This is a genomic window from Sunxiuqinia rutila (genome assembly GCF_050589705.1).
Classification (GTDB): domain Bacteria; phylum Bacteroidota; class Bacteroidia; order Bacteroidales; family Prolixibacteraceae; genus Sunxiuqinia; species Sunxiuqinia rutila.
This window is the reverse complement of record NZ_JBNGOT010000004.1, coordinates 181,533-205,487: the sequence shown is the minus strand read 5'-3', so window position 1 is coordinate 205,487 and position 23,955 is coordinate 181,533. Positions and strand designations below refer to the sequence as shown.

Here is a 23,955-nt window from a genome sequence, read left to right as displayed (position 1 = left end):
GTTATTCGTCGCGCAGGGCAACAATTGGTTTGATGCTGGCGGCCCGTTTCGCCGGGATATAACCGGCCAAGGTCCCGGCAACGACCAGCAAGATGGTGGCCGACAGGGCTACGCCAAAGTCAACCGTAGGATTTAAAAACACGGTTTCTCCGCGCTGTGCTGCTTCCCCTGCGGATTGGATCATGGCATAATTAATCAGCTCCATCAATCCCGTTCCCAGAACCAATCCGATGTATCCGGCCACTGTGGTAATTAAGATGGATTCGAGTAAAATTAACCCAATGACCGAGGAGGGACTGGCACCAATGGCTTTTCGAATACCAATTTCTTTGGTTCGCTCTTTCACTACAATCAGCATAATGTTACTAACACCAACAATGCCGGCAATGAGGGTTCCAATACCAATAATCCAGATGAAGATTTTGATGGCCTGAAAAATCCGCATGGTTTGAATGTAGTTTTCCAGCTTGTTGTACATGTCCATCGCACTTTCATCGGTCACGTCAAAACGGTGTTTGCGGGCAAAGGTGTTTCGGATACGGTCTTCAATAGCCTGGCTCTCTTCCAGCGTTTGCCCATTGATGGTGATGGCGAAATTATGCAGCCGGTTGGAACCGTTAAAAACCTTCTGAGCGGTGGAGACGGGCATGTAAGCATTGCGGTTTCGGGTGGATTCCGGCTCAATGCAAACCCCGACGACCTTGAAAGGCACCTTATTGATTTTAACGTATTCGCCCAGTGCTTCTTTTTCTTTAAAAAGGGCGGTGTGAATATCTTTTCCGAGGACAACCACCTTCCGGGTTTGAAGAATGTCAACATCGTTGATGAAGCGGCCTTCCAGCAAGACCATATTGTCAACATCATTCAGTTCGGGGTGGCAGGTTACGGTGGTGTATTCGCCTGACTCTCTTCCATAGGAATAGCGGGTATTTCCCATGTAATAGCGACCGGATGCCGTTTCCACGCCGGGAATGTTGGTAATAATGTCGTAGTCATCGTTGTGAAATTGAATGGGGCGTCCCGGTTTTAGCCCTTGGTGGGCAATGGTGGTTTCGCCGGTCCAGATCCACATGGCATTTACGGCATCATTCATGAAATTGCTGGCCACACCATTGCTGAGTCCATTGCCGGAGCCCAGCAAAATCATCAGCATAAAAATTCCCCAGGCTACAGAAAAGCCTGTAAGGAAGGTGCGCATCTTATTTTTTTTGATGGTTGACAGGATTTCCTGCCATTTATCGAGATCGAACATGGTCAGGAGTTAAGCGGTTTCCAATTCTTTGTTGTACGTATGACGAAAGGCCCGCAAATCTCCGTTGCGGATGATTTCATCGATTCGTCCGTCTTTTAGGCGAACTACTTTTTGGGTCATGGCGGCAATGTCATGCTCGTGAGTGACAATGATAACGGTAATTCCATCGTTGTTAATTTCTTTCAGAATTTCCATTACCTCGTAGGATGTTGAGGTGTCCAGCGCTCCAGTAGGCTCATCGGCCAATATGATCTTGGGGTGCGAGATCAGGGCGCGGGCAATGGCTACCCGTTGTTTTTGACCACCCGACATTTCATTGGGCATGTGTTCGGCCCAGGGCGCCAGTCCCAGTTTGTCCAGGTATTCCATGGCGATGGCGTTTCGCTTTTTGCGGTTTACCCCCTTGTAATACAGCGGAAGGGCTACATTTTCCATGGCGTTTTTAAAGGAAATGAGGTTGAAGGACTGAAAAACAAAGCCCACCATTTCATTGCGAAGTTGAGCGGATTTCTTTTCGCTCATGTTGGCAATCAGTTTGTTGTCCAGGTGATACGTTCCCTCGTCATAGTTGTCGAGCATGCCCAGAATATTGAGCAGGGTTGATTTTCCAGACCCGGAGGACCCCATGATGGAAACAAACTCGCCCTGCTCGATATCCAGGTCGATTCCTTTTAACACGTGCAGCTTGCTGCTTCCCATGACATAGGATTTGTGAATGTTGTTCAGTGTAATCATTGTTTTCTTGTTTTCGGCTTTCTACAATCAAAATTCATGAATTCACGGCTTATTTCAGAAATTTATTCGATGAACGGCAGAATTTTAGGTGTCAATGGTGTTTTTTCCTTTCGGTTGGTTCTTCGGATAAATTGGGAAAAGAGTGTCTCTTGTACTTAGGACGAATAGATGGACAAGACGTTACAGAAAAAATCAAAAAATAGCTGGCTGAGTATAAGGCTTTTGTTTTTCAAGAAATAGTTTAACTTTGGAATATGCTATTGCAATTCTGTTGAAAGGTGCTCAAAGAGGAACATTGCGGAAACAATGAATCAGAAAATTACGATTAGAGAAGTCTCGAAAGATGAAGTGTGGATGAATCACAATCACATTCGTCTGATAGAAGACCAGGTATTTCATATTGTGGCCTGTGGAGAACAAACCTCCGAAATGGCTTACACTTATCTTGACATATTTGACCGAATGCTTTCCGGCTCGTCGAAACCGGTGAGTTACCTGGTTGATTTGAATCAGGCTGGGAGGAACTCAAGCGAGGCTCGCCGGGTGTGGAAGCAAATTGGGGATTGTGCCCAAACACATCGGATTGCACTTTTTGGTCTACATCCGGTAGCGGAGGTGTTGGCTTGTTTTGTAATCGGGATTAGCAATGAGCAAGAAATGCGTTTTTTCAGAAATGAAACCGCAGCGATGAACTGGCTCAGGAAAGAGCCGGTTAGTCGTAAACAATGAATTGTAATTTAGTAAAGCCCCGAAATGAATGACTACACCCGCCGACCAAAAACGAATTAAGGAGATGATTCGGGTAATTATGGAGGTTGCCCGGGGCGATTATTCGTCACAAATTACTGTATCCGAAAAAAATGATGATCTGGATTCGCTGGCCATGGGCCTGAACCTGATGATTGATGATATCAGATCCAGTTTCGAAGTGGAATTGGAGAATGAGCGGATCAAGCAAAAAAATGTGGCCTTAAAGCGGCTGGTGGAGCAGGTAGAGGAGAGTGATCAGCTGAAATCCGCTTTCCTGGCCAACATGAGCCACGAGATTCGAACCCCGCTAAACTCCATTCTTGGTTTTTCTGATTTATTGCAGCCTGAGCTCGAAGAAGAATCCTTCTGGCGCTACAAAAGTATTATTCAAAACGCCGGGAATCAGCTTACACGAATCATCGATGATATTTTAGATATTTCGAAACTGGATGCCCATCAACTCTCACTTTTCATTCAAGCAACCGATTTGAACCAGTTGATGCAGGAGGTCTATGAAGTCCAGCTTGGGCGTCAGCGCTTACAAGCAAAACATTTGCTGGAGCTGAGAGCCCCCCGATTGCCTGAGGAAGGTCAGTTTGTGATTGACACAGATCCGGTTCGTCTGAAACAAGTTCTGAATAATTTGATTGATAACGCGGTGAAATTCACTCATAAAGGATGGATCGAATTTGGCTATGTGCTTAAGCCCTCATCAGCTAATCAGGAGCTGGAATTCTACGTGAAAGATACCGGCATTGGAATTAATGAAGAGCAACGGCTATTTGTGTTTGAGCGTTTCTTTCAGGATATGACTTTGCAGATGAATGAAGGCACCGGCCTGGGATTAAGTATTTGCAGGGGACTGGTTGAATTATTGGGAGGGGAAATCCGGGTCGAGTCCGAATTAGGAGCCGGAAGTTGTTTTTATTTCACACTCCCGCTGCATGTTGCGGATAAGCCTAAAGAAAGTAAGCTTCCCCAACGGGTAAATGGTAAGAAGCAGAAAGTGGAAACAGTGTTTGTTGCTGAGGACAGTAAGGAGTCGTCCATTTACCTGGAGGAGATTTTGACTGCCGAGGGAATGACTGTTAAGCATGCGACGAATGGACAGGAATTACTGGACCTGTTGAACAAACAAACGCCTGATCTGATTTTGATGGATATTTGCATGCCTGTTAAAAATGGCTTCGAAACCATTGTTGAAATCCGGAAACGAAACCTTGCTGTGCCGGTGATTGCTCAAACAGCCTATGTATTGCCCGAAGAAAAGGAGCTGATTTTGTCGTTAGGGTGCAACGGATATGTTGCCAAACCCTACAACCAGGAATGCCTGATGCAGATGATTCGAAAAGTAGTGGATTAATCCCGTGTCTCTTCGCAAGTAACTGCTTGCCATTTCCCTTGGATAACCACTCCTGCAATTCCCATTTTTTGAGCGGCTTGTAAAGCATCATCAGCGGTATGCACAATGGGTTCTCCCTGCGCGTTGAAAGAGGTATTGATCAAGGCTTTCACCTGGTACTTTTCATCCAGTAGGTTGAGTAAGTCCCACAAGTAAGGATTTTGCGCTCGCTCAAACAGGCTTTGAATGCGGGCAGTTCCATCGGCATGCACAGCTCCGGCTATTTCTTCCTGCTTCTCGGTCAGAATGTCAAAATCCAGCAACATGTACCGACTTAGGTGATGAATAGCCTGAAGTCCGGTAAAATAGCGGGTGTTCTTATCAAGCATCACCGGCGCTACCGGACGATACCATTCCCGCTTTTTGTGCTGCATGCTTACCTTTTGAGCCAGTCGGGTGTCATTGGCCAGGCATAGCAGGCTACGGTTGCCCAATGCGCGCGGACCGGCTTCTCCGTGTCCGTTGCACAGCCCAATTACCTTTCCTTGGAGCAATTGTTGGGCCGCTTGTTCCAAGTCCTCCAAACCATATTCGGGCGGAGTTGCATCCAGCTTCCAGTTATTCAGATATGGCGAATGCGTTTTAACCTGTCCGTGCTTTTTCCATTCGGCAAAGGCTGCAGCACCCAAGGCAAGCCCCGAATCTTCGCAACAAGGAGGGATAAATACCTCTTCAAACAGGTCCGACTGAATCAACCGGGTGTTGGCAACGATATTGAGGGCACACCCACCTGAATAGTAGAGTGTTTTGCTTTGCGTTTGTTGTTGAAGCCGCTTGAAAATTTGTAAGCTCTCACGAACGAATAACTCATGCAGGGTAGCAATCAGGTCTTGCACCCATTGGTTTTTCTGGTCAAAAGCTTTTAAATCAAGATTGAAATCAGCTTTTGCCTGTTTGAAAAACATGGATTTTTCCCCCCAGATGTTCTGGAAGTAATTATTATCCTGAAGCCACTGTTCAAGTGCAGGTTGATAGGAGCCGTGTCCGGCCAGCCCCATCATTTTACCCGGCACTGAATTTTGTTCGTTTAGTTTGGCCCCTATGACGGAAAATACCAGTGCATTGGCATTGAATATGGACGTAAGGTACTGGTAATCCCAATGTGCCTCAATTTTGCGGATGGTGTTATCTTCAAAAGTCCAGGCTGAAAAGTTGCTTTTACTGGCGCCGCCGTCAAAATGAACCAGCAGGCTGTTGTTTTTGAAATTCCCGAAAAAAGGCAGGCAGGTAAAAACATGCGCCAGCTCGTGATTCAATGCCCAGGCATTGGCTTGCTGCCCAAACCACCAGCATTGTCCTTCCTCGAGGTCAGTGGCCAGCTCTTTGCTCAGCGGAGCTTCAAAGCGGGCATTTCCCTGAGCTGACAGAAAAGTACGTCCAACCACATTGTCCACAAAAACCAAATCAAAGGTTTCGGCCAACAGTTTACGGTCTTTTAACAGGTCGTAAAGCTGCTCGTGCAGGCGGTTGTCACGCTTGCGTCGCGACAGGCGTTCCAGTTGAAGGAATTCCCGAACCTGACCATGCTGCATGATTGCCAGGTTATGATCGTGCACATAAAAGGGATATTCATAAGTGTCGCGATCCTGGATACCATAAATTGCCAGTGTTGGCCTTTCCGGAGTCATGATACAAATTGCAGGTAAATGATTAAGGCGATGAATAGATAAACAAACAGGTTGCCCCAGAATTTTTGCTTCATAAAAATCAGGTAGTTGGAGATCAGGTAAGTCAACGGAAGTGACATGATCACCACAATTTCCTGTGAAACAGCAGGAACAAAAAGGAGCAGGGCAAAGGCAATGAGCGTAATCAGAAAAAACACCTGAAAGTTTTTGCGGGTACTTATTTTTTTCTCGTCATACTGATTCAGCAGGAAAATTCCGCCCAGAAAACTTACCAGCATCAAATACCCCAGGTAAACTTGCAGGGGAGTGTTGCCACTAAAGAAGGAGTTTTCGGTTTCAAAATTAACCAGAATTGTATCCCAAAATGCAGGCAACTGGTTGGTTAAATAATGATAGGACCAGGTGAATAGCCAGGGAACAGCCAGACCGAGTACCGGGAGTGCAAAATTTCGCCATTGCGGACGTTTCTTGATCAGGGCAAAGCCAACCCAGATGATGGGAAAGAAAAAGACCAGGTTGAGGTAAAACAAAGACCCCAGCCCGATGAGAAATCCGGCTTCGAACGCACTGTCATGAAACTTTTCTTTTTCGTAGGATTGGAAAATCCGGTCGACACAAAGAAGCAGAAAAAGCAAGGCGAAATACACCGGATGCAGGGTATGCAAGGTGATCAGTCCGCCGATGATGAGTACAAAAATATTGGAGGGCAGAAAGGTCCGCACCCGAATAAAAGCATACTCCGTGTTTAATTTCAGGATGAGAAAGGAAAAGACAATCACAAAAAACATGGAGAGCAAGTTGCTCAACAAGGCTGAATGTGCCACCCATTGATGAACGAATCGGTACAGAAACATGTCATTTTCCCCTTCGAAATAAGGGAAGTAGACCGGGTCAATGTATGAACGAAACCAGAGTCCTGCCACCAAAAGCGGAATAAGAATAAAGTGATAGGCCTGGTTTGTCTTGAGTATCCTGAGTATCATAAATTAGCAGTGGTTGGATGTCTCTTTCCTTTTTTATCGCGGGTTGTGGAGGAGAACTTTACAAGTCAAATCCGAGATCTTTGCGATAGTATTTGCCCTCAAAACTAATTTTTTCAGCATTGGCATACGACTGCGCCAAAGCCTCCTGACGGTTTGCTCCGTACGAGCTGACGGCAAGCACGCGTCCTCCGGCTGTAACAACTTCCTGGCCTGCTTGCTTGGTTCCGGCATGAAACAGCAAACTGTTTTCTACCTGATCGAAGCCACTCATCACTTTGCCATTTTCGTAATCGCCCGGGTAACCTCCGGAAACTAGCATAACCGTAACGGCAGCACGTTCGTCAATTTCGATTGACTGCTCGGCCATGGTGCCATCGGCAGCAGCTTCGAGCAAGGCCACAAAGTCGGATTTGATGCGAAGCATGACGGCTTCGGTCTCCGGGTCGCCCATGCGTACGTTGTATTCAATAACATAAGGTTCGCCTCCGCAGTTGATCAATCCGAAGAAGATAAATCCGTTGTAAGGAATGTTGTCTTTCTGCAAGCCTTCAACGGTTGGTTTAATGATGCGCTCTTCAATTTTTTGCATAAAGGCAGCATCAGCAAACGGAACGGGACTGATTGCGCCCATACCTCCGGTATTAAGTCCGGTGTCGCCTTCGCCAATACGTTTGTAGTCCTTGGCCTCCGGAAGAATCTGGTAATCTTTTCCATCGGTAATGGCAAACACGGATAGCTCAACGCCGCTCAGGAATTCTTCAATAACCACCTTGCTGCTGGCTTGTCCGAATTGCCCGTCAAGCATGGTTTTCAGCGAGGCTTCTGCTTCCGGCAGGTTGTCTATAATCAACACGCCTTTACCAGCTGCCAGCCCGTCGGCTTTTAAAACGTAGGGCGCCTGCATGGTTTTCAAAAATGCCAGTCCTTGCTCCAGGGTGTCGGCGGTTACGGTTTGGTATTTTGCTGTTGGAATCTGGTGACGAGCCATGAACTCTTTCGAGAAATCCTTCGAGCCTTCCAATAAAGCACCGGCTTTTTGTGGGCCTACTACCCGGATGCTTTTGAGTTCTTCGTCAGCCAGGAAAAAGTCATGCAAGCCTTCTACCAAAGGGACTTCAGGACCCACCACAACAAGGTTGATGGCTTTTTCTAGAACCACTTTTTTAAGGGCTTCAAAATCGGTAGCACCTACAGCAATGTTTTCGCCAAACTCGGCGGTTCCGGCATTTCCGGGGGCAATAAATAATTGATTGACTTTAGGTGATTGCTTGATTTTCCATGCCATGGCATGCTCTCTACCTCCTGATCCAACGAGTAAAATATTTAACATGATCCTTTAAATTTGTCTGTTTATTGTTTGCCTTTTTCGGGGAGTAAGGCAAATTGATATCCTTTTTCTTTTAATTTTCTGATGACAACCGGCAATGCCGGTTTTAAGTTTTTCTCCGCCTTGATGGAATCGTGAAAAATCAGGACCGATCCCGGGCGCACAAAGTTAAGCACATTTTTTACAACGGCCTCAGGGCCAATTTGGGCTTGGTAATCACGGCTAATCAAATCCCACATTACAATCTGGTAGTTCTGGTTTAACTCCCGGTATTGCGATTGGCGCATCCACCCGTGAGGAGGGCGCATAAAGGGAGAGTCGATGTAGCCGGCTGCTTTTTCAACATTGGAAAAAAAAGTGTCGTCCGGATTTTTCAACCCTTGCATGTGGTTGAAGGTGTGATTGCCGGTTTGGTGCCCTTCAGCTTTGATTTGCTGGTACAAATCGGGGTACCGTTGGACATTTTCGCCCACACAAAAGAAACAAGCCTTGATATTTTCTTCTTTCAACAGCTTTAAAACCCAGGGAGTGACTTCAGGAACCGGCCCATCGTCAAAGGTTAGCACCACCTGCTTTTTGTTGCCTGAAAGTCGCCAGATAGCGTCAGGGAAAAAGCAGGTTGCCAACTTTGGGGGCCGTATTCTTGGGTCAAATCTTAGCATTAGTTAATGGTGCTGTAGGCTTGGAAATAGCTTTCAAAACTTTGTATAATCTCTTTTGATAACTCTTCTTGCTGATAGTTGTTGGTGATGAGACTCATTTCGCGCATGAAATACATGATGCGTTGAATTTCTTCACTTACCGACACAATGAACTTCGAGTCCAGTGACAAAAAATAGTCCATTTCTTCCTGGTATGATTCATAAATTTCGCGGATAAGGGCTGTCCCTTTTTCCAGATCGCCGGCTGCCAGGTAGTTCTCGGCCAGTTGCAGCGAAAAGTAATTGTACGGAACGACTTCATGCGGAATCAGCTCCAGGCTTTTATCCAGCACCTGAATGGCCGAATCCTTTTTACCTTCCTGAACCAGACTTTCGGCCAGGCGGTTGAAGTTGTTGCGGATGTTCATCATCATGCGCTGGTTGTTTTCATCGATGTAAACATCCGGGTCATTCATGTTACCCCATTTGAAGTCGTGCATCATATGCTGGTACATCCGGTCGGTATTGACGCTTCCGAAATACATGCCCGACTGTTCGGTTTTAACCGGAGTAAAGCGGTAGGCAAAACCGTCAAGCTGGAAATAATCCTGCAAGCCCAGGTATTTGTCGCGACCTACGGTAATGGCATAATAAATTGGCCGTTCCCAGTCTGAATTGGCAATCATGTCCAGGACCATCAGCTCATCTTTGGTGATGTAGTTTTTGTTGCCAAAATCAATGTAGATGGTGTCCACAATGGCGTCGTACTGCGATTCGGGAACAACTTTGTTTTTGATCACCGCTTCCTTGTCCACTTTCAGGAACAATCTTCTGGAAGGAATGTACGAGGCATTATCGGCTTGTGCAAGCTTGGTTCTTGGATTATCATCTTTAACAAAGTCGAGCGCTTTTTTCAGATCAACAGCACCTTTGATGCGCGGGTCATCCATCAGGTAAACCACATCGCGGTTACCCTGAACGTACTGGTCTTCGGTAAAGGTGATTGGCAGCGGCTCTGAATCGTAAGCCTTGCGACGCATTTGATCAATGTACCAATCGGTTTGCAGGTAGCTCAGGTTGCACACCCGCAGGTCGGTCCGTACGCCCTCCACTTCCTGGTTGTACCACAAGGGAAAGGTATCATTATCCCCATTGGTAAAAATGATGCCGTTTGGTTCGCAGCTGTTCAGGTAGTTGGCTCCAAAGTCGCGAGCGGTGTAGCGGCCCGAACGGTCGTGATCATCCCAGTTTTCGCTGGCCATAATACCGGGCACCAGAATCAGACTAATTACTGAAACAGCCAGTGCACTAACGGTTTCGGGCATCCATTTTTTCAGGCTTTCAGCCAGAGCAATTACCCCCAGTCCAATCCAGATGGCAAAAGCGTAAAACGAACCGGCATAAGCATAATCCCGTTCGCGCGGCTGGTGCGGGTACTGGTTTAGGTAAACCACAATGGCAAAGCCGGTCAGGATAAACAGGAGGGAAACTACCCACATGTCTTTTTTATTGCGCTGGTAATGGAAGAAAGCACCAATCAATCCTAGTAACAATGGCAGGAAATAATAGGTGTTGCGCGCTTTATTGTTGGCATACGCTTCGGGCAAATCAGACTGGTTGCCTAAGCGGATGGAATCGATAAACGGAATGCCGCTTATCCAGTTTCCGCTCAGCACATCGCCGTGCCCTTGAATATCATTTTGTCGTCCGGCAAAGTTCCACATAAAGTAACGCAGGTACATGTGCGCCACTTGGTAGCGAAGGAAAAACTGCAGGTTTTCGCCAAAAGTCGGAAGCTTAATGGTTTCCGGTTCCCCTTGCCGGTTGGTTATTTGTACGGTTCTTCCTTCAATGCCCGCCCAGCTTTTATAGTCCTCAATATGGTTGGCCTGGCTGCTGTACATGCGAGGGAAGATGGTGGTGAAACGCGAATCGTATTGCGGTTTCTGACGAACATCAGAAACAACATACTTGCCATCCTTCTTGATGTAATAGGGTTTGCCTTGTACATAAGGTGCTTGCGGATCAAGCGGAGTGTTGTAATGCTGTCCGGTTATCAGCGGACGGTCGCCATATTGTTCGCGGTTCAGGTAGCTCAACAATGAGAAAACATTGTCGGGGCTGTTCTGATCCATCGGCGTGTTGGCTGAAGAGCGGATTACGATCATGGCAAAGGATGAATAGCCGATCACAATTACGGTGAAAGCTACCAATACGGTGTTCCAAAGCACCATGTTCTTTTTGGTGGTGTAATGAATGCCATACACAATCAGCCCAATGAGTAGCAGGGCATAAATAATGGCGCCGGTGTTAAATGGAAGTCCAAAACCGTTGACAAACATCAGTTCGAACCAGGAGGCCACGGTGATGACTCCCGGAATAATTCCATACATAATGACCCCCAGAAGTACCATGGAAATGATAAGACTGGCGATGATTCCGTTTCGGCTGACTTCGTATTTTTTGAAATAATAGACAAATACAATGGCAGGGATGGCCAACAGGTTCAGCAGGTGAACTCCGATGGAAAGTCCCATGAGGTAAGCAATCAGGATGATCCAGCGGTTAGCCTGAGGTTCATCGGCCACATTTTTCCATTTCAGAATGGCCCAGAAAACAATGGCGGTAATGAGCGATGAGGTGGCATAAACTTCACCTTCAACAGCCGAAAACCAGAAGGTGTCGGAAAAGGTATAGGCCAGGGCACCAACAACGCCGCTGCCAATAATGGACAGGGCTTGTCCGGTGGTGTATTCATTTTCTTTCTTAACCAGTTTTTGCGCCAGGTGGGTGATGGTCCAGTATAAAAACAGGATGGTAAAAGCACTGGCCAGAGCCGACAGCGCATTGATCATCATGGCGGCGTGGGCCGAGTCGGCAAACAGGGTGAAAAAGCGTCCGAGAATCATGAAGAAGGGGGCACCGGGTGGGTGTCCTACTTCCAGTTTATACGAAGTTGTAATAAATTCACCACAGTCCCAGAAACTGGTGGTTGGTTCAATCGTCATTAAATAAACAACGGCTGCAACTAAAAACACCAGCCAGCCGGTAACATTGTTAATGAACTTATAATTTCTCATTCGTTAAAGATTTCTATTTAAGAGGTTTAATTAAACGCTTGGTTTGCCTGTTGAATCGCTTTTGTTGGCAAGCAGGCTAAGTCCTGTTAAGCACTTGTATTAACCGCTTCTATTTTCATGTTTTTTTGATGTTTGCGAAGATAGTACATTCTTTGAACTCAGACTAATCAGAATATAAAATTAAGCGTTTTTAACAGCCTGTAAATAGTGCTTGTTAACACTTTTTAAGATGGTCTCAGCAGCAGAGGTAATCGCTTTTACCAGACTAAAGGCCCTGGCCCGAGATTGATTTAAAGGGAACAACCAAAGGTTATTTTGGAGTGCCGAATATAAGAGGTTAAAGGTTGTGAGGGACTTGCATTTGTATGAATGTTAGCTCCTTCGTTTCTACTTGACCAGTTTGATCAGGTATTCTGTTAACTTAATAGATCGGTCCAGACCCAGTTTTTTTCGAAGACGTTTTCGGGCTACATAAACCCCATTCAGGCTAATCCCCAGTGCTTCTGAAATTTGATGGGAGTCCTTATTTAGGAAAATCAAGGATGCCAGCTTCAGGTCGTTGTTGTTAAGGTTCTTGTGTTTTGTTGTTAAGCAGGAACGAAATTGAAAATCAATTTCAACAGGATTCATTGGTGCTTCGTTGAGTGAAGGATGCTGAAAAGCGAGGCTGGTGTTTTTAACTTTTCTGAGCTCGCATTTAAGCAAGGCAATGTTTTGCTCCAGGCATCTTCTTTCAATGAGTTGCTGGTCGGTTTCCTGGCGTGATTCCAAACGAACAGTGGTTTGAACAAACTTTTGGGAGCCCGCATAAACATAGCAGGTTTTTACCTGAGTGGGAAAAAGCGTGCCATCTTTTTTCCGGTTGATTCGTGGCACAAATTCTCCACGAGTGAGGTGCTCCTGGGGGATTTCCTCCGGGAATAGCTTGGCAAAATCCTCCGGAACGAGTTGGGTGACCGGCAGGCCTATGAGTTCCTTCGGGTCTGGATATCCGAACAGGGATGCAGCCAATGGATTTGCCGTGATGACCTGCCCTTTTATGCTGACTAAAAAGAGGGCTTCCTGACGGCATTCTGTCGTCTGAAAAATTAAATCCTCAATTTCTAGTTCTTCCATAGCATACGTTCATTATCCAATTTGCCACGAAAGATAAAAATAAAATTTCCGATGGGGTAGTCTATGCTCATGCAATTGTTAAAAAAGAATGTAAAAAATTAGGCTGAATGTACCCAAACTGTACCCATAATCAGTCTGCAATTCGCATGGATAAGCCCTAATTTTGGCGCACAACTACCTGTATAACATATTGTACCCTTTGTGATAAATTAGAAATATGAGAGAATTTTACCTGTCACGTGACCTGAGGTCTTTTAGACACACAATTTTAAGAGGCTTTTTCGTAAGCCTTTTTTTACTGTTTGCCGTAACGACAAAATTAGCGGCCAACGAACGAGTGATTGTTAGTGCCGAACCTGGCCAAAAAGCCATAAGTTCAACGGAACGTTTGCTGGTTAATGCAATCGGTTCATCGGAATCAACAATCTTTGCGGAGAATGCCTTTGGTGTGGAGAATGATCTTACCCCTCCCACGGTATTAACGAAGAACATTTCCTTAGCTCTGGATGAAACCGGAAGCGCAATGCTTACGCCACAAATGATTGATGCCGGCTCTTCAGATAATGTTGGCATTGCTGAAATGACGCTGGATATTACTTCTTTTGATTGCAGCCAGTTGGGAGAGCATTCCGTTACCCTTACAGCTAGGGATGCTGCCGGTAACAGTGCCTCGGCAACAGCGGTGGTTGCCGTTGTTGATAACACTCCTCCGAGTCTGTTAACCAATAACTTTAGGATAGTGCTTGATGCCGAAGGAAAGGCCGTTTTTACACCCGAAGACTATTCGATTGAAATGACTTTAACGATGGATCCGCAATATGCATCTAATATGGTTAAGGTTGACGGTTTTGAAACTGGCGGGCCGGCACCGGAGGATTTGGATGGCTTGTTTTTTACGCTTGATGGTTCAAGCTTTCATCAGCTTTTCTTTGAAGAGACGAACCGATATTCTTCTATTTTTCACTTAGATATGGATGGTGAGAGCACGACTCCGAATGCATATGATCTATTTGAAGGTAGATCCGGTGAGTTTAGCTTGAATTTTACCCTGTGGAAGGATAACTGTGGTGAGGTGCTGACGGATTTAACTCCACGAACATTTGGCTGCGAAGAGGTGGGTGATCATCCCCTGTCGCTGACTTTAACCGACTCGCAGGGCAATCGCAGAGAGGAAACGTTTAGCATTACGGTTACAGACACCATACGTCCGGTTTTATCAGTCCAAAACTTCACGGTTAATTTTGAGAGTGATGCGGCCGAAGCAATTACCATCACTTCAGAGGATTTGGTTGTTGAGGCTACAGACAATTGCGGGATACTGGAACTTGTTTTAAGTCGAACGACCTTTAGTCCGAAAGATGCGGGAGAAAATGAAGTCACCGTGACCTTAACCGATGTGCATGGTAACCGAATTGAGAAAACAGGTATTGTTACGGTTACTGCACCGGACAACACGCCGCCAGTGGTTTTAACCCAGGATATTACGGTTGAGTTGGATCCGTCGGGAAAGGTAAACATCCGCCCGGAACAGATCGACAAGGGATCGACCGACAATCTCCGGATTACAGAACTTACCTTGGATCAGTCTTCTTTTGATTGCAGCCAGTTGGGAGAGCATACCGTTACCCTTACAGCTTGGGATGCTGCTGAAAATAACGCTTCGGCCCAGGCAGTGGTTACTGTTGTTGATAATACCCCTCCAGTCTTATTAGACAGTAAACTAACGCTTGTGCTTGATGCCGAAGGAAAGGCCGTTTTTACACCCGCAGACTATTCGTTTGAAACGACCTTAACGATGGATCCAAACTATACAAATAATAAGATTATTGTTGGGGGTTTTACAGCTGACGGACCGGCACCGGAGGACTTGGATGGCTTGTTTTTTACGCTTGATGGCACAAGCTATCATCAGCTATTCTTTATCTATACAGATAGTAATCATTACTCCTATTATTACATTGATGCAGATGGCCCTAGAATAACTCCGAATGCGCAAGACCTATTTGGAAAAATATCCGCGGAGTTTACCTTGAATTTTACCCTGTGGAAGGATAACTGTGGCGAGGTGCAGCCCGATTTAACTCCAAGAACATTTGGCTGCGACGAGGTGGGCGATCATCCCCTGTCGTTGACTTTGACCGATGCACAGGGCAATAGTCGTGAGGAAATGCTAACCATTACGGTTACCGATACCATACATCCTGTTTTTTCAGCCCAAAACCTGACACTTCATTTTGAGAATGATGCGGCCGACGCAATCACCATAGCTCCGGAGGATTTGGTTACTTGGGCTACCGACAATTGTGGAATTCAGGAGTCTGTTCTAAGCCGAAGTACCTTTAGCCCGAAAGATGCGGGCGAAAATAACGTCACCGTGACCTTAAGCGATGCGCATGGAAATACCGTTGAGCAAACGGTTGTTGTTACGGTTGCTGTACCGGACAATACGCCACCAGTGGTATTAACCCAGGATATTACGGTTGAGTTGGAGCCGTCGGGCAGGGCAAGCATCAGCCCGGAGCAAATTGACAAGGGATCGACCGATAATTTGAGAGTTACGAACCTTGCCTTGGATCAGTCTTCTTTTGACTGCAGCCAGTTGGGAAATAATACGGTTATGCTGACAGCTTGGGATGCTGCCGGCAACAGCACTTCAGCTCCGGCGGTGGTTACCGTGGTTGATAACAGGGCTCCAGCCCTGAAAAGCAGGGGTTTAACGCTTGAGCTTGATGCCGACGGGAAAGCCGTTTTAAGACCAGAGGATTTTTCGTTTGAAATGACTCTAAACTTGTTTTTGTACTATGATAATCTAATTCGAGTTAATGACTTCAAGGCTGATGGGCTTATCCCGGAGGATTTGGATGGCTTATATTTTACGCTTGATGGTTCAAGCTATTATCAGCTAATTTTTTATAGAACTGTACAAGATGAGGCCTATTATACGATGAATACGGATGGCTTTGGTTCGACTCTGATTGCACAAGAGATCTTTGGAAAGAAGTCTGGAGAGTTTACCTTGAGATTTTTCCCGTGGCATGATATCTGCGGCGTGCAGGCTTCGGTCAGTAAAGAAGTATTTAGCTGCAACGAGGTGGGCGATCATGAAGTCACGCTAACCGCAACCGATGCCAGCGGCAATGCGTCAAGCCAGCAAACGATTATTACCGTTGTTGATAACACCCCTCCGAGTCTGTTAACCAATAACTTTAGGATAGTACTTGATGCCGAAGGAAAGGCCGTTTTTACACCCGAAGACTATTCGATTGAAATGACTTTAACGATGGATCCGCAATATGCATCTAATATGGTTAAGGTTAATGGTTTTGAAACTGGCGGGCCGGCACCGGAGGATTTGGATGGCTTGTTTTTTACGCTTGATGGTTCAAGCTTTCATCAGCTTTTCTTTGAAGAGACAAACCCATATTTTTCTATTTTTCACTTAGATATGGATGGTGAGAGCACGACTCCGAATGCATATGATCTATTTGAAGGTAGATCCGGTGAGTTTAGCTTGAATTTTACCCTGTGGAAGGATAACTGTGGTGAGGTGCTGACGGATTTAACTCCACGAACATTTGGCTGCGAAGAGGTAGGCGATAATCCCCTGCCGCTGACGTTAACCGATTCACACGGTAATCGTATGGAGGAAACGCTAACCATTACGGTTGCCGACACCATTCGCCCGGCTTTATCGGTTCAAAATTTTACGGTTAATTTTGAAAGTGATGCCGCCGAAGCGATCACCATCACTTCAGCGGATTTAGTTGTTGAAGCTACGGATGTTTGTGGAACACAGGATACGATTTTAAGTCGAACTACCTTTAGCCCGAAAGATGCGGGGGAAAATGAGGTAACGGTGACTTTAACTGATACGCATGGAAATACCGTGGAGCAGCGGACAATTGTTACGGTTACCGCTCCGGATGATACACCGCCGGTAGCCTTAACGCAGGATATTACGGTAGAGTTGGAGCAATCAGGAACAGTAAACATCAGCCCGGAGCAGATTGATAATGGTTCGACCGATAATTTGAGAATCACAGAGCTTACCTTGGACCAGTCTTCTTTTGACTGCAGCCAGTTGGGTGATAATATTGTTAGGCTGACGGCTTGGGATGCTGCCGGCAACAGTGCTTCAGCTACAGCAGTGGTTACAGTGATTGATAATTTGCCACCAGCCCTCGTGACCAGAAATCTAACGCTTATGCTTGACGCGGATGGAAAGGCAACCTTTACGCCGGAGGACTATTCGTTTGAAGTATCCTTAACGGTGTCTCCGTTCTATTCATCTAATCAGGTTGTCATTGGCGGCTATAAGGTTGGCGGACTGACGCCGGAAGACCTGGATGGTTTGTCCTTTACACTTGACGGTTATACCTTTCATCGGTTATTCTTGGCTTACAACTATAACAGTTATTCTTATGTATATAATATCGATAAAGATGGTTACAGTTCTACTCCCAATGCGCGGGACATCTTTGGAGATACATTCGGGGAAGTTAGCTTCAAATTTGCCCTGTGGTATGATAACTGCGGCGAAGTGCAGTCTGATTTAACACCAAGAACATTTTCATGCGAAGAGGTAGGTGATAATCCCCTGCCGCTAACGTTAACCGATGCACACGGTAATCGTATGGAGGAAACGCTAACCATTACGGTTACCGACACCATCCGTCCGGTTTTATCGGTTCAAAATTTTACGGTTAATTTTGAAAGTGATGCCGCGGAAGCGATCACCATCACTTCAGCGGATTTAGTTGTTGAAGCTACGGACAATTGCGGGATTCAGGAGCCAGTCTTAAGCCGGAGTACTTTTAGCCCGAAAGATGCGGGGGAAAATGAGGTAACGGTGACTTTAACAGATACGCATGGAAATACCGTTGAGCAGAGGACAATTGTAACGGTCACCGCTCCGGATGATACGCCACCGGTAGTCCTAACCCAGGATCTTACCCTTGAGCTGGATCGGTCAGGAAAGGCAAGCATCAGCCCGGAGCAGATTGACAATGGATCGACCGATAATTTGAGAATCACAGAACTTTCGTTGGATCAATCTTCTTTTGACTGCAGCCAGTTGGGGAATAATACCGTTACGCTGACAGCCTGGGATGCTGCCGGCAACAGCTCCTCGGCAACAGCATTGGTTACCGTGGTTGACAAGCTTGCACCAAGCTTACCCACCGGAAATCTGACGCTAATGCTTGATGCTGACGGGAAGGCCGTTCTTACACCGGAGGAATTTTCGTTCGAAATGACCTTAGAGGTGTTCCCTGCACCGGCTAATGGAATTGAGGTTTATGGCTTCAAGGCTGGCGGATTGACCCCAGAGGAGCTGGATGGTTTGTTTTTTTCACTTGATGGAGTGACCTACCATCAGTTGTTCTTTTATGGTAAGCGTGATGAAGTTGCGGCCTACCTAATTGATTCGAATCAATTGGGTATGACTCCGAACGCACAAGAGATTTTTGGAGAGGCCTACGGAGAGTTTACCTTGAGCCTTACCCCGTTTTATGACAACTGCGGGATGCAGCTTACAGCCAGTAAAGAAGTGTTTAGCTGCGAAGAGGTGGGCGATCATGAAATCACGCTAACGGCAACCGATGACAGTGGCAATGAGTCCATCCAACAGACAATCCTTACGGTTCTGGACACAATTTTGCCCAAACTGACGGTTCAGAATTTGGAGTTGGCACTGGATGCCAATGGAAACGCTACCATCAGCGCAAAGGATTTAGTGGTTGAGGCTACGGATAATTGTGGCATTCAAGATACCTTATTAAGTCAATCGGAATTTAGTCATGCAGACGAGGGCGGGAATGAAGTAATCGTGACCTTGGTGGATGTGCATGGCAATCGTGCTGAACAGACCGCTGTGATAAGCATTCCTGACCTTACCCCTCCTACGGTATTAATGAATAACATTTCCTTAGACCTGGATGAAACCGGCAGCGCAACGCTTACGCCAGAAATGATTGATGCTGGCTCTTCAGACAATGTTGGTATAACTGAAATGACGTTGGATATTACTTCCTTTGATTGCAGCCAGTTGGGTGAGCATACCGTTACCCTTACGGCCAGGGATGCTGCCGGTAACAGTGCCTCGGCAACAACGGTGGTTACCGTTGTTGATAACACCCCTCCGAGTCTGTCAACCAATAATTTTACGATAGTACTTGATGCCAACGGGAAGGCCGCTTTTAGGCCGGAAGATTTCTCGTTTGAGATGGCCTTAACGGTTTATAGTGCGAGTACTAACTCAATTGAAATATATGGTTTCAAGGATGATGGATTAGTTCCGGAGGATTTGGATAGCTTGTTTTTTACGATTGATGGTTCTACTTTTCACCAACTATTCCTTAATCCACATTATCTGGGAGGTTCGTATTATTATATTGACACGGATGGCTTCAACCCGACTCTCAATGCGCAAGATTTATTTGGAAAAGCTTACGGAGAGTTTACCCTGAACTTTGCTTCGTGGTATGATAACTGTGGCGATGTGCAAGTTGAGCTAAGCCAACAAGAATTTACCTGCGCAGATGTGGGTAATAATGAAATTGTTCTGACTGCACGGGATGTCAACGGTAATGAAGCAACGGCTGCGATTACGGTTACCGACACCATTCGCCCGGCTTTATCGGTTCAAAACTTTACGGTTAATTTTGAGAGTGATGCCGCTGAAGCGATCACCATTACCTCTGCGGATTTGGTTGTTGAGGCTACAGACAATTGCGGAATTCAGGAGCCAGTCTTAAGCCGAAGTACCTTTAGCCCGAAAGATGCGGGAGCAAATGAAGTAATCGTGACTTTAACCGATACGCATGGAAATACCGTGGAGCAGCGGACAATTGTTACGGTTACCGTTCCGGATGATACACCGCCGGTAGCCTTAGCGCAGGATATTACGGTAGAGTTGGAGCAATCAGGAACAGTAAACATCCGCTCGGAGCAGATTGATAATGGTTCGACCGATAATTTGAGAATCACGGAGCTTTCGTTGGATCAGTCTTCTTTTGACTGCAGCCAGTTGGGTGATAATATTGTTACGCTGACGGCTTGGGATGCTGCCGGCAACAGTGCTTCAGCTACAGCAGTGGTTACAGTGATTGATAATTTGCCACCAGCCCTCGTGACCAGAAATCTAACGCTTGTACTTGATGCCGAAGGAAAAGCCGTTTTTGCGCCGGAGGACCATTTTTTCGAAATGAGCTTATCGGTGTATTTGTACTACTCACATAACTCGTACAATGAGATTGTTGTTAGCGGTTTTAAGGATGAAGGACCAAGGCCGGAAGACTTGGATGGTTTGTATTTTACGCTTGATGGCTCAAACTTCTATCAGTTATTTTTGTACCATCAGCATTCCACTGATTCGTACCTGTATCATTTTGACTCAGGTACCAACAATTCTTCTGGCAATATAGAGCGTATATTTGATGAAACGGACAAGGAATATACCTTAAGCTTTGCCCTGTGGTATGATAACTGCGGCGAAGTGCTGTCGGATTTAGTTGCAAGAACATTTTCCTGCGAAGACTTGGGCGATAATCCCCTGCCGCTAACGTTAACCGATTCACACGGTAATCGTATGGAGGAAACGCTAACCATTACGGTTGCCGACACCATTCGCCCGGCTTTATCGGTTCAAAATTTTACGGTTAATTTTGAAAGTGATGCCGCGGAAGCGATCACCATCACTTCAGCGGATTTAGTTGTTGAAGCTACGGATGTTTGTGGAACACAGGATACGATTTTAAGTCGAACTACTTTTAGCCCGACAGATGCGGGGGAAAATGAGGTAACGGTGACTTTAACTGATACGCATGGAAATACCGTTGAGCAGAGGGCAATTGTTACGGTCACCGCTCCGGATGATACGCCACCGGTAGCCCTTACTCAGAATCTTATCCTTGAGCTGGATCAATCAGGAAAGGCAAGCATCAGCCCGGAGCAAATCGATAATGGATCGACTGATAACTTGAGAATCACCAAATTTTCGTTGGATCAATCTTCTTTTGACTGCAGCCAGTTGGGGGATAATACGGTTACGCTGACAGCCTGGGATGCCGCCGGCAACAGCAACTCGGCCACAGCGGTAGTTACCGTGGTTGATAACACCCCTCCTGCTCTGTCAATATATAATCTTACGGTAATGCTTGATCTAGACGGAAAGGCCTTTTTTAGAGCGGAGGATTTTTCGTTCGAAATGACTTTGGAGGTGACTGCAAAAACGTTTAATAGAATTATACTAAAAGGATTCAAAGCTGGCGGACCCACCCCAGAGGAGTTGGATGGCTTGTATTTTACGCTTGATGGTTCAAGCTATCATCAGCTGTTTCTTATACAAACGTATTCCGGCAGCTCCTATTATTCTATTGATACCGATGGCTATAGTTTGACTCCGAACGCACAAGGTATCTTTGGAAAAGAGACTGGAGAATTTACCTTGAACTTTATCCCGTTTTATGACAACTGCGGGATGCAGCTTACAGCCAGTAAAGAAGTGTTTAACTGCGAAGAGGTGGGCGATCATGAAGTCATGCTAACGGCAACCGATGGCAGCGGCAATGAGTCCATCCAACAGACAATCATTACGGTTATGGATACGATTTCGCCCAAACTGACGGTTCAGCCAATGGAGGCAACTTTGGATGCCGACGGGAATGCCACCATCAGTGCAAAGGATTTAGTGGTTGAGGCGACCGATAATTGTGGTATTCAGGATACTCTTTTAAGCCAGACTGTGTTTAGTCAGGCTGATGTGGGAGAACAGGAAATAATCGTGACCTTGGTGGATGTGCATGGAAACTCGGTGGAGCAAACAGCTGTGGTAACCATTCCGGATATTATTCCTCCCACCATTTCGCTTCCTGCCAATAGTACGGTGGCTAGTGCAGCAGACCAATGTGGCGCACGGGTGAATTATTTGGAAGAGGTGGTTGATGTTTCGGTACTTGATGCTAATATGGAAGTAAGCGGAAGTGTCCAATGGCAATCGTTTAAAGCCGGGGAAACAGGTAGGTTAACGAAACTGCAGCTTCATTTAAATGGACCGGTTACCCCCATGTTTAAATTAGTTATTTTTGAGGGGACAGGTGTTGCCGGGAAAAACATTTACAGTGTCGATTATCAGGGCGAAAGTCACGATCGTGGTTGGCTGGATGTTTCAATTCCTTATGCCGATGCTCCGATGCTTATGGAAGGAGCAAGCTATACCTTTCAAATTGAAGGCACCAATCTTTTATTTGAAGCTTCGTATCCGGGAGTATATTCCGAAGGCCAGTATTATTCATCATTCTATAGTGGTTCTTATGACGTTGATCTGGCATTTAAAGTCTCTGTTACCACAGGAATTGTTGCGCTTGATAACTCAGGCGAGGTAGCAATTACTCAGACTGCCGGCCTGCCAAGTGGTTCCGTCTTTCCGTTGGGAACAACCACCAACACCTTTGAATTTACCGATTTGGGGGGGAACACTGTTCAAAGCTCCTTCACAATTACTGTAGAAGACCAAACGCCGCCAACGCTGGTAACCGAAAACATAAGCCTGGAACTTGATGCCAACGGAGCAGTGACCATTAAGCCGGAAGATGTGATCATCGACGCGATGGATAATTGTGGCATTGCCGATCAGGTGATTTCGCAAACGACATTTGACTGTGCAAACCTGGGCGACAATGAGGTGCTTGTGACCGTGACCGATCAGAGTGGAAACGAAAGCAAGGCTACTGTTATGGTGCGCGTGCTGGATGTAACAAATCCGGCAATCGCACAAAAGGAAGCCATTACGGTTATTGCAGAACCCGGAGCCTGTTCGGCGGTGGTGAACTTTGATTTGCCTGTTGTTAACGATGCCTGTGGGGCTTCGCTCGAACAGATTGCGGGTCTTTTGAGTGGCAGCGAATTTCCGCTTGGAACCACGGAGCTGGTTTTCCGCGCAACCGACAATTCGGGAAATACCACAACATCCAGCTTCCAGATAAATGTAGAATCCATAAATCAGGCGCCAGGGCTTGATGCTTTGGAGAACCTGATGGTGCCTGCGCATCAAACCAGCGTGGAGTTGGTACTGACAGGCATTCATGCCGGAGCCGATTGCGAGGGACAACGGGTTGAAAACATTGTGGTTGATGTTGCTGACCCGTCAATGGTTACGGCAACGCAAGTGGACTACACACCAGGTGAAGAAACAGCCCGGGTAAGCCTTTCGCTTGCCGAAGGTCAAAGCGGAGAAACAACCATCAGCATTCGCCTGAAAGACAATGGAGGAACGGCAAATGGCGGATTGGATGAAACTCAGGCAAGTTTTACGTTAAGGGTGCTGGAAAACCAGGCTCCGGAGGTGACTGGAGAGAACCTGACGATTTATGTGGACAAAGAAAGTACCGTGACGGAGGACTTGTCGGCCAACCTGTTCAGCGATGCGGACGAAGGTGACCGCTTATCGTATCACATGAGTCTGGAAGATGGCACGACGTTGCCGGCTTGGGCCAATTTCAATCCGGAATCGGTGGAACTGACCGTGGCTCCAACCGAAACAGAGCTGGGTGAGCACCGGTTTAAATTAACGGCCACCGACCTTTCAGGTGCCAGCGCAAGCATTGAAGTGCTGGTGGTGGTGCAGATTCCGACCGGGCTGGATGAGCTTACTGAAAGTATGAGCCTAAAGGTTTATCCGAACCCCAGCAGGGGAATGGTGCAGGTTGCTATTCAGGCCGAAAACAGCCTGGAAGTTGAGTTAAGTGTTTGTAACCTGTTGGGACAGGAAATTCATCGTAAAAGCTATTTCTTGTCCGAACCCATTCAGCTCAATCTGTCTAATCAAATGGATGGGGTGTATTTGATTCAGGTGAAGCTGGGAACATCCATCCTGACCAGGAAGGTGATTTTACGCAAGTAAGCTACCTACATATCGACAAGCGAGGCCGTTCAATTGAACGGCCTTTCTTTTTTTATGGCGTGTGGCTGATTCTACCCCAGAAAGCAAGGAGCATCCTGTTCTGATGCCCTGCGTTTTCGCAAATCAAATTCAATAAATGCG

Annotated in this window: 11 protein-coding genes; 3 read left to right on the top strand and 8 right to left on the bottom strand. The window is 46.4% G+C overall.

The window, feature by feature from the left end; genetic code table 11:
* Window position 1: 1 nt before the first annotated feature.
* Together ACRD6K_RS06290 and ACRD6K_RS06285 are read right to left on the bottom strand one after the other, a co-directional pair.
* The gene (locus ACRD6K_RS06290) at window positions 2-1,252 is read right to left on the bottom strand and encodes an ABC transporter permease (RefSeq protein WP_430972550.1); all 1,251 of its coding nucleotides are present in this window, start codon (window positions 1,250-1,252) and stop codon (window positions 2-4) included.
* Window positions 1,253-1,261: 9 nt separating this feature from the next.
* On the bottom strand, window positions 1,262-1,987 hold the full coding sequence (locus tag ACRD6K_RS06285; protein ID WP_430972549.1) for an ABC transporter ATP-binding protein: 726 nt from the start codon (window positions 1,985-1,987) through the stop codon (window positions 1,262-1,264).
* 306 nt (window positions 1,988-2,293) lie between these two features.
* On the opposite strand from ACRD6K_RS06285, the gene ACRD6K_RS06280 reads away from it, so the two are divergent.
* Both ACRD6K_RS06280 and ACRD6K_RS06275 read left to right on the top strand, forming a co-directional pair.
* Window positions 2,294-2,716 carry a DUF7793 family protein gene (locus ACRD6K_RS06280; RefSeq protein ID WP_430972548.1) on the top strand — a complete coding sequence of 141 codons (423 nt, stop codon included), beginning with the start codon at window positions 2,294-2,296 and terminating at the stop codon, window positions 2,714-2,716.
* Between the two features lie 28 nt (window positions 2,717-2,744).
* Entirely contained in the window at window positions 2,745-4,100 is a 1,356-nt protein-coding gene (locus ACRD6K_RS06275; RefSeq protein ID WP_430972547.1) for an ATP-binding protein, read from the top strand.
* On the opposite strand, the gene ACRD6K_RS06270 is transcribed toward ACRD6K_RS06275, so the two are convergent.
* The 6 genes from ACRD6K_RS06270 to ACRD6K_RS06245 all read right to left on the bottom strand — a co-directional run bounded on the left by ACRD6K_RS06270 (window position 4,097) and on the right by ACRD6K_RS06245 (window position 12,914).
* Entirely contained in the window at window positions 4,097-5,767 is a 1,671-nt protein-coding gene (locus tag ACRD6K_RS06270) for a carbamoyltransferase C-terminal domain-containing protein (protein ID WP_430972546.1), read from the bottom strand. The two genes, ACRD6K_RS06275 and ACRD6K_RS06270, sit on opposite strands and share 4 nt — an antisense overlap.
* Window positions 5,764-6,750, bottom strand: a complete 987-nt coding sequence (locus tag ACRD6K_RS06265) for a hypothetical protein (RefSeq protein ID WP_430972545.1) — start codon at window positions 6,748-6,750, stop codon at window positions 5,764-5,766. The genes ACRD6K_RS06270 and ACRD6K_RS06265 overlap by 4 nt, the downstream gene beginning before the upstream one ends.
* A gap of 58 nt (window positions 6,751-6,808) precedes the next feature.
* Window positions 6,809-8,080: a phosphoribosylamine--glycine ligase gene (gene purD / locus ACRD6K_RS06260; RefSeq protein ID WP_430972544.1), complete on the bottom strand. Its 1,272-nt coding sequence runs from the start codon at window positions 8,078-8,080 to the stop codon at window positions 6,809-6,811.
* Between the two features lie 20 nt (window positions 8,081-8,100).
* Entirely contained in the window at window positions 8,101-8,703 is a 603-nt protein-coding gene (locus ACRD6K_RS06255; protein WP_430972543.1) for a polysaccharide deacetylase family protein, read from the bottom strand.
* A gap of 35 nt (window positions 8,704-8,738) precedes the next feature.
* The gene (locus ACRD6K_RS06250) at window positions 8,739-11,798 is read right to left on the bottom strand and encodes a protein O-mannosyl-transferase family (RefSeq protein WP_430972542.1); all 3,060 of its coding nucleotides are present in this window, start codon (window positions 11,796-11,798) and stop codon (window positions 8,739-8,741) included.
* A 387-nt stretch (window positions 11,799-12,185) separates the two neighbouring features.
* Entirely contained in the window at window positions 12,186-12,914 is a 729-nt protein-coding gene (locus ACRD6K_RS06245) for a PAS domain S-box protein (protein ID WP_430972541.1), read from the bottom strand.
* Window positions 12,915-13,131: 217 nt separating this feature from the next.
* Between ACRD6K_RS06245 and ACRD6K_RS06240 the strand changes: the two genes are divergently transcribed.
* The gene (locus ACRD6K_RS06240; RefSeq protein ID WP_430972540.1) at window positions 13,132-23,814 is read left to right on the top strand and encodes a T9SS type A sorting domain-containing protein; all 10,683 of its coding nucleotides are present in this window, start codon (window positions 13,132-13,134) and stop codon (window positions 23,812-23,814) included.
* Window positions 23,815-23,955 lie beyond the last annotated feature (141 nt).

Coding starts and splice junctions, on each gene's coding strand:
- ACRD6K_RS06265 (WP_430972545.1), bottom strand. CDS start 6,750: ATGATACTCAGGATACTCAAGACAAACCAGGCCTATCACTTTATTCTT.
- ACRD6K_RS06285 (WP_430972549.1), bottom strand. CDS start 1,987: ATGATTACACTGAACAACATTCACAAATCCTATGTCATGGGAAGCAGC.
- ACRD6K_RS06290 (WP_430972550.1), bottom strand. CDS start 1,252: ATGTTCGATCTCGATAAATGGCAGGAAATCCTGTCAACCATCAAAAAA.
- ACRD6K_RS06275 (WP_430972547.1), top strand. CDS start 2,745: ATGACTACACCCGCCGACCAAAAACGAATTAAGGAGATGATTCGGGTA.
- ACRD6K_RS06280 (WP_430972548.1), top strand. CDS start 2,294: ATGAATCAGAAAATTACGATTAGAGAAGTCTCGAAAGATGAAGTGTGG.
- ACRD6K_RS06250 (WP_430972542.1), bottom strand. CDS start 11,798: ATGAGAAATTATAAGTTCATTAACAATGTTACCGGCTGGCTGGTGTTT.
- ACRD6K_RS06240 (WP_430972540.1), top strand. CDS start 13,132: ATGAGAGAATTTTACCTGTCACGTGACCTGAGGTCTTTTAGACACACA.
- ACRD6K_RS06245 (WP_430972541.1), bottom strand. CDS start 12,914: ATGGAAGAACTAGAAATTGAGGATTTAATTTTTCAGACGACAGAATGC.
- purD (WP_430972544.1), bottom strand. CDS start 8,080: ATGTTAAATATTTTACTCGTTGGATCAGGAGGTAGAGAGCATGCCATG.
- ACRD6K_RS06270 (WP_430972546.1), bottom strand. CDS start 5,767: ATGACTCCGGAAAGGCCAACACTGGCAATTTATGGTATCCAGGATCGC.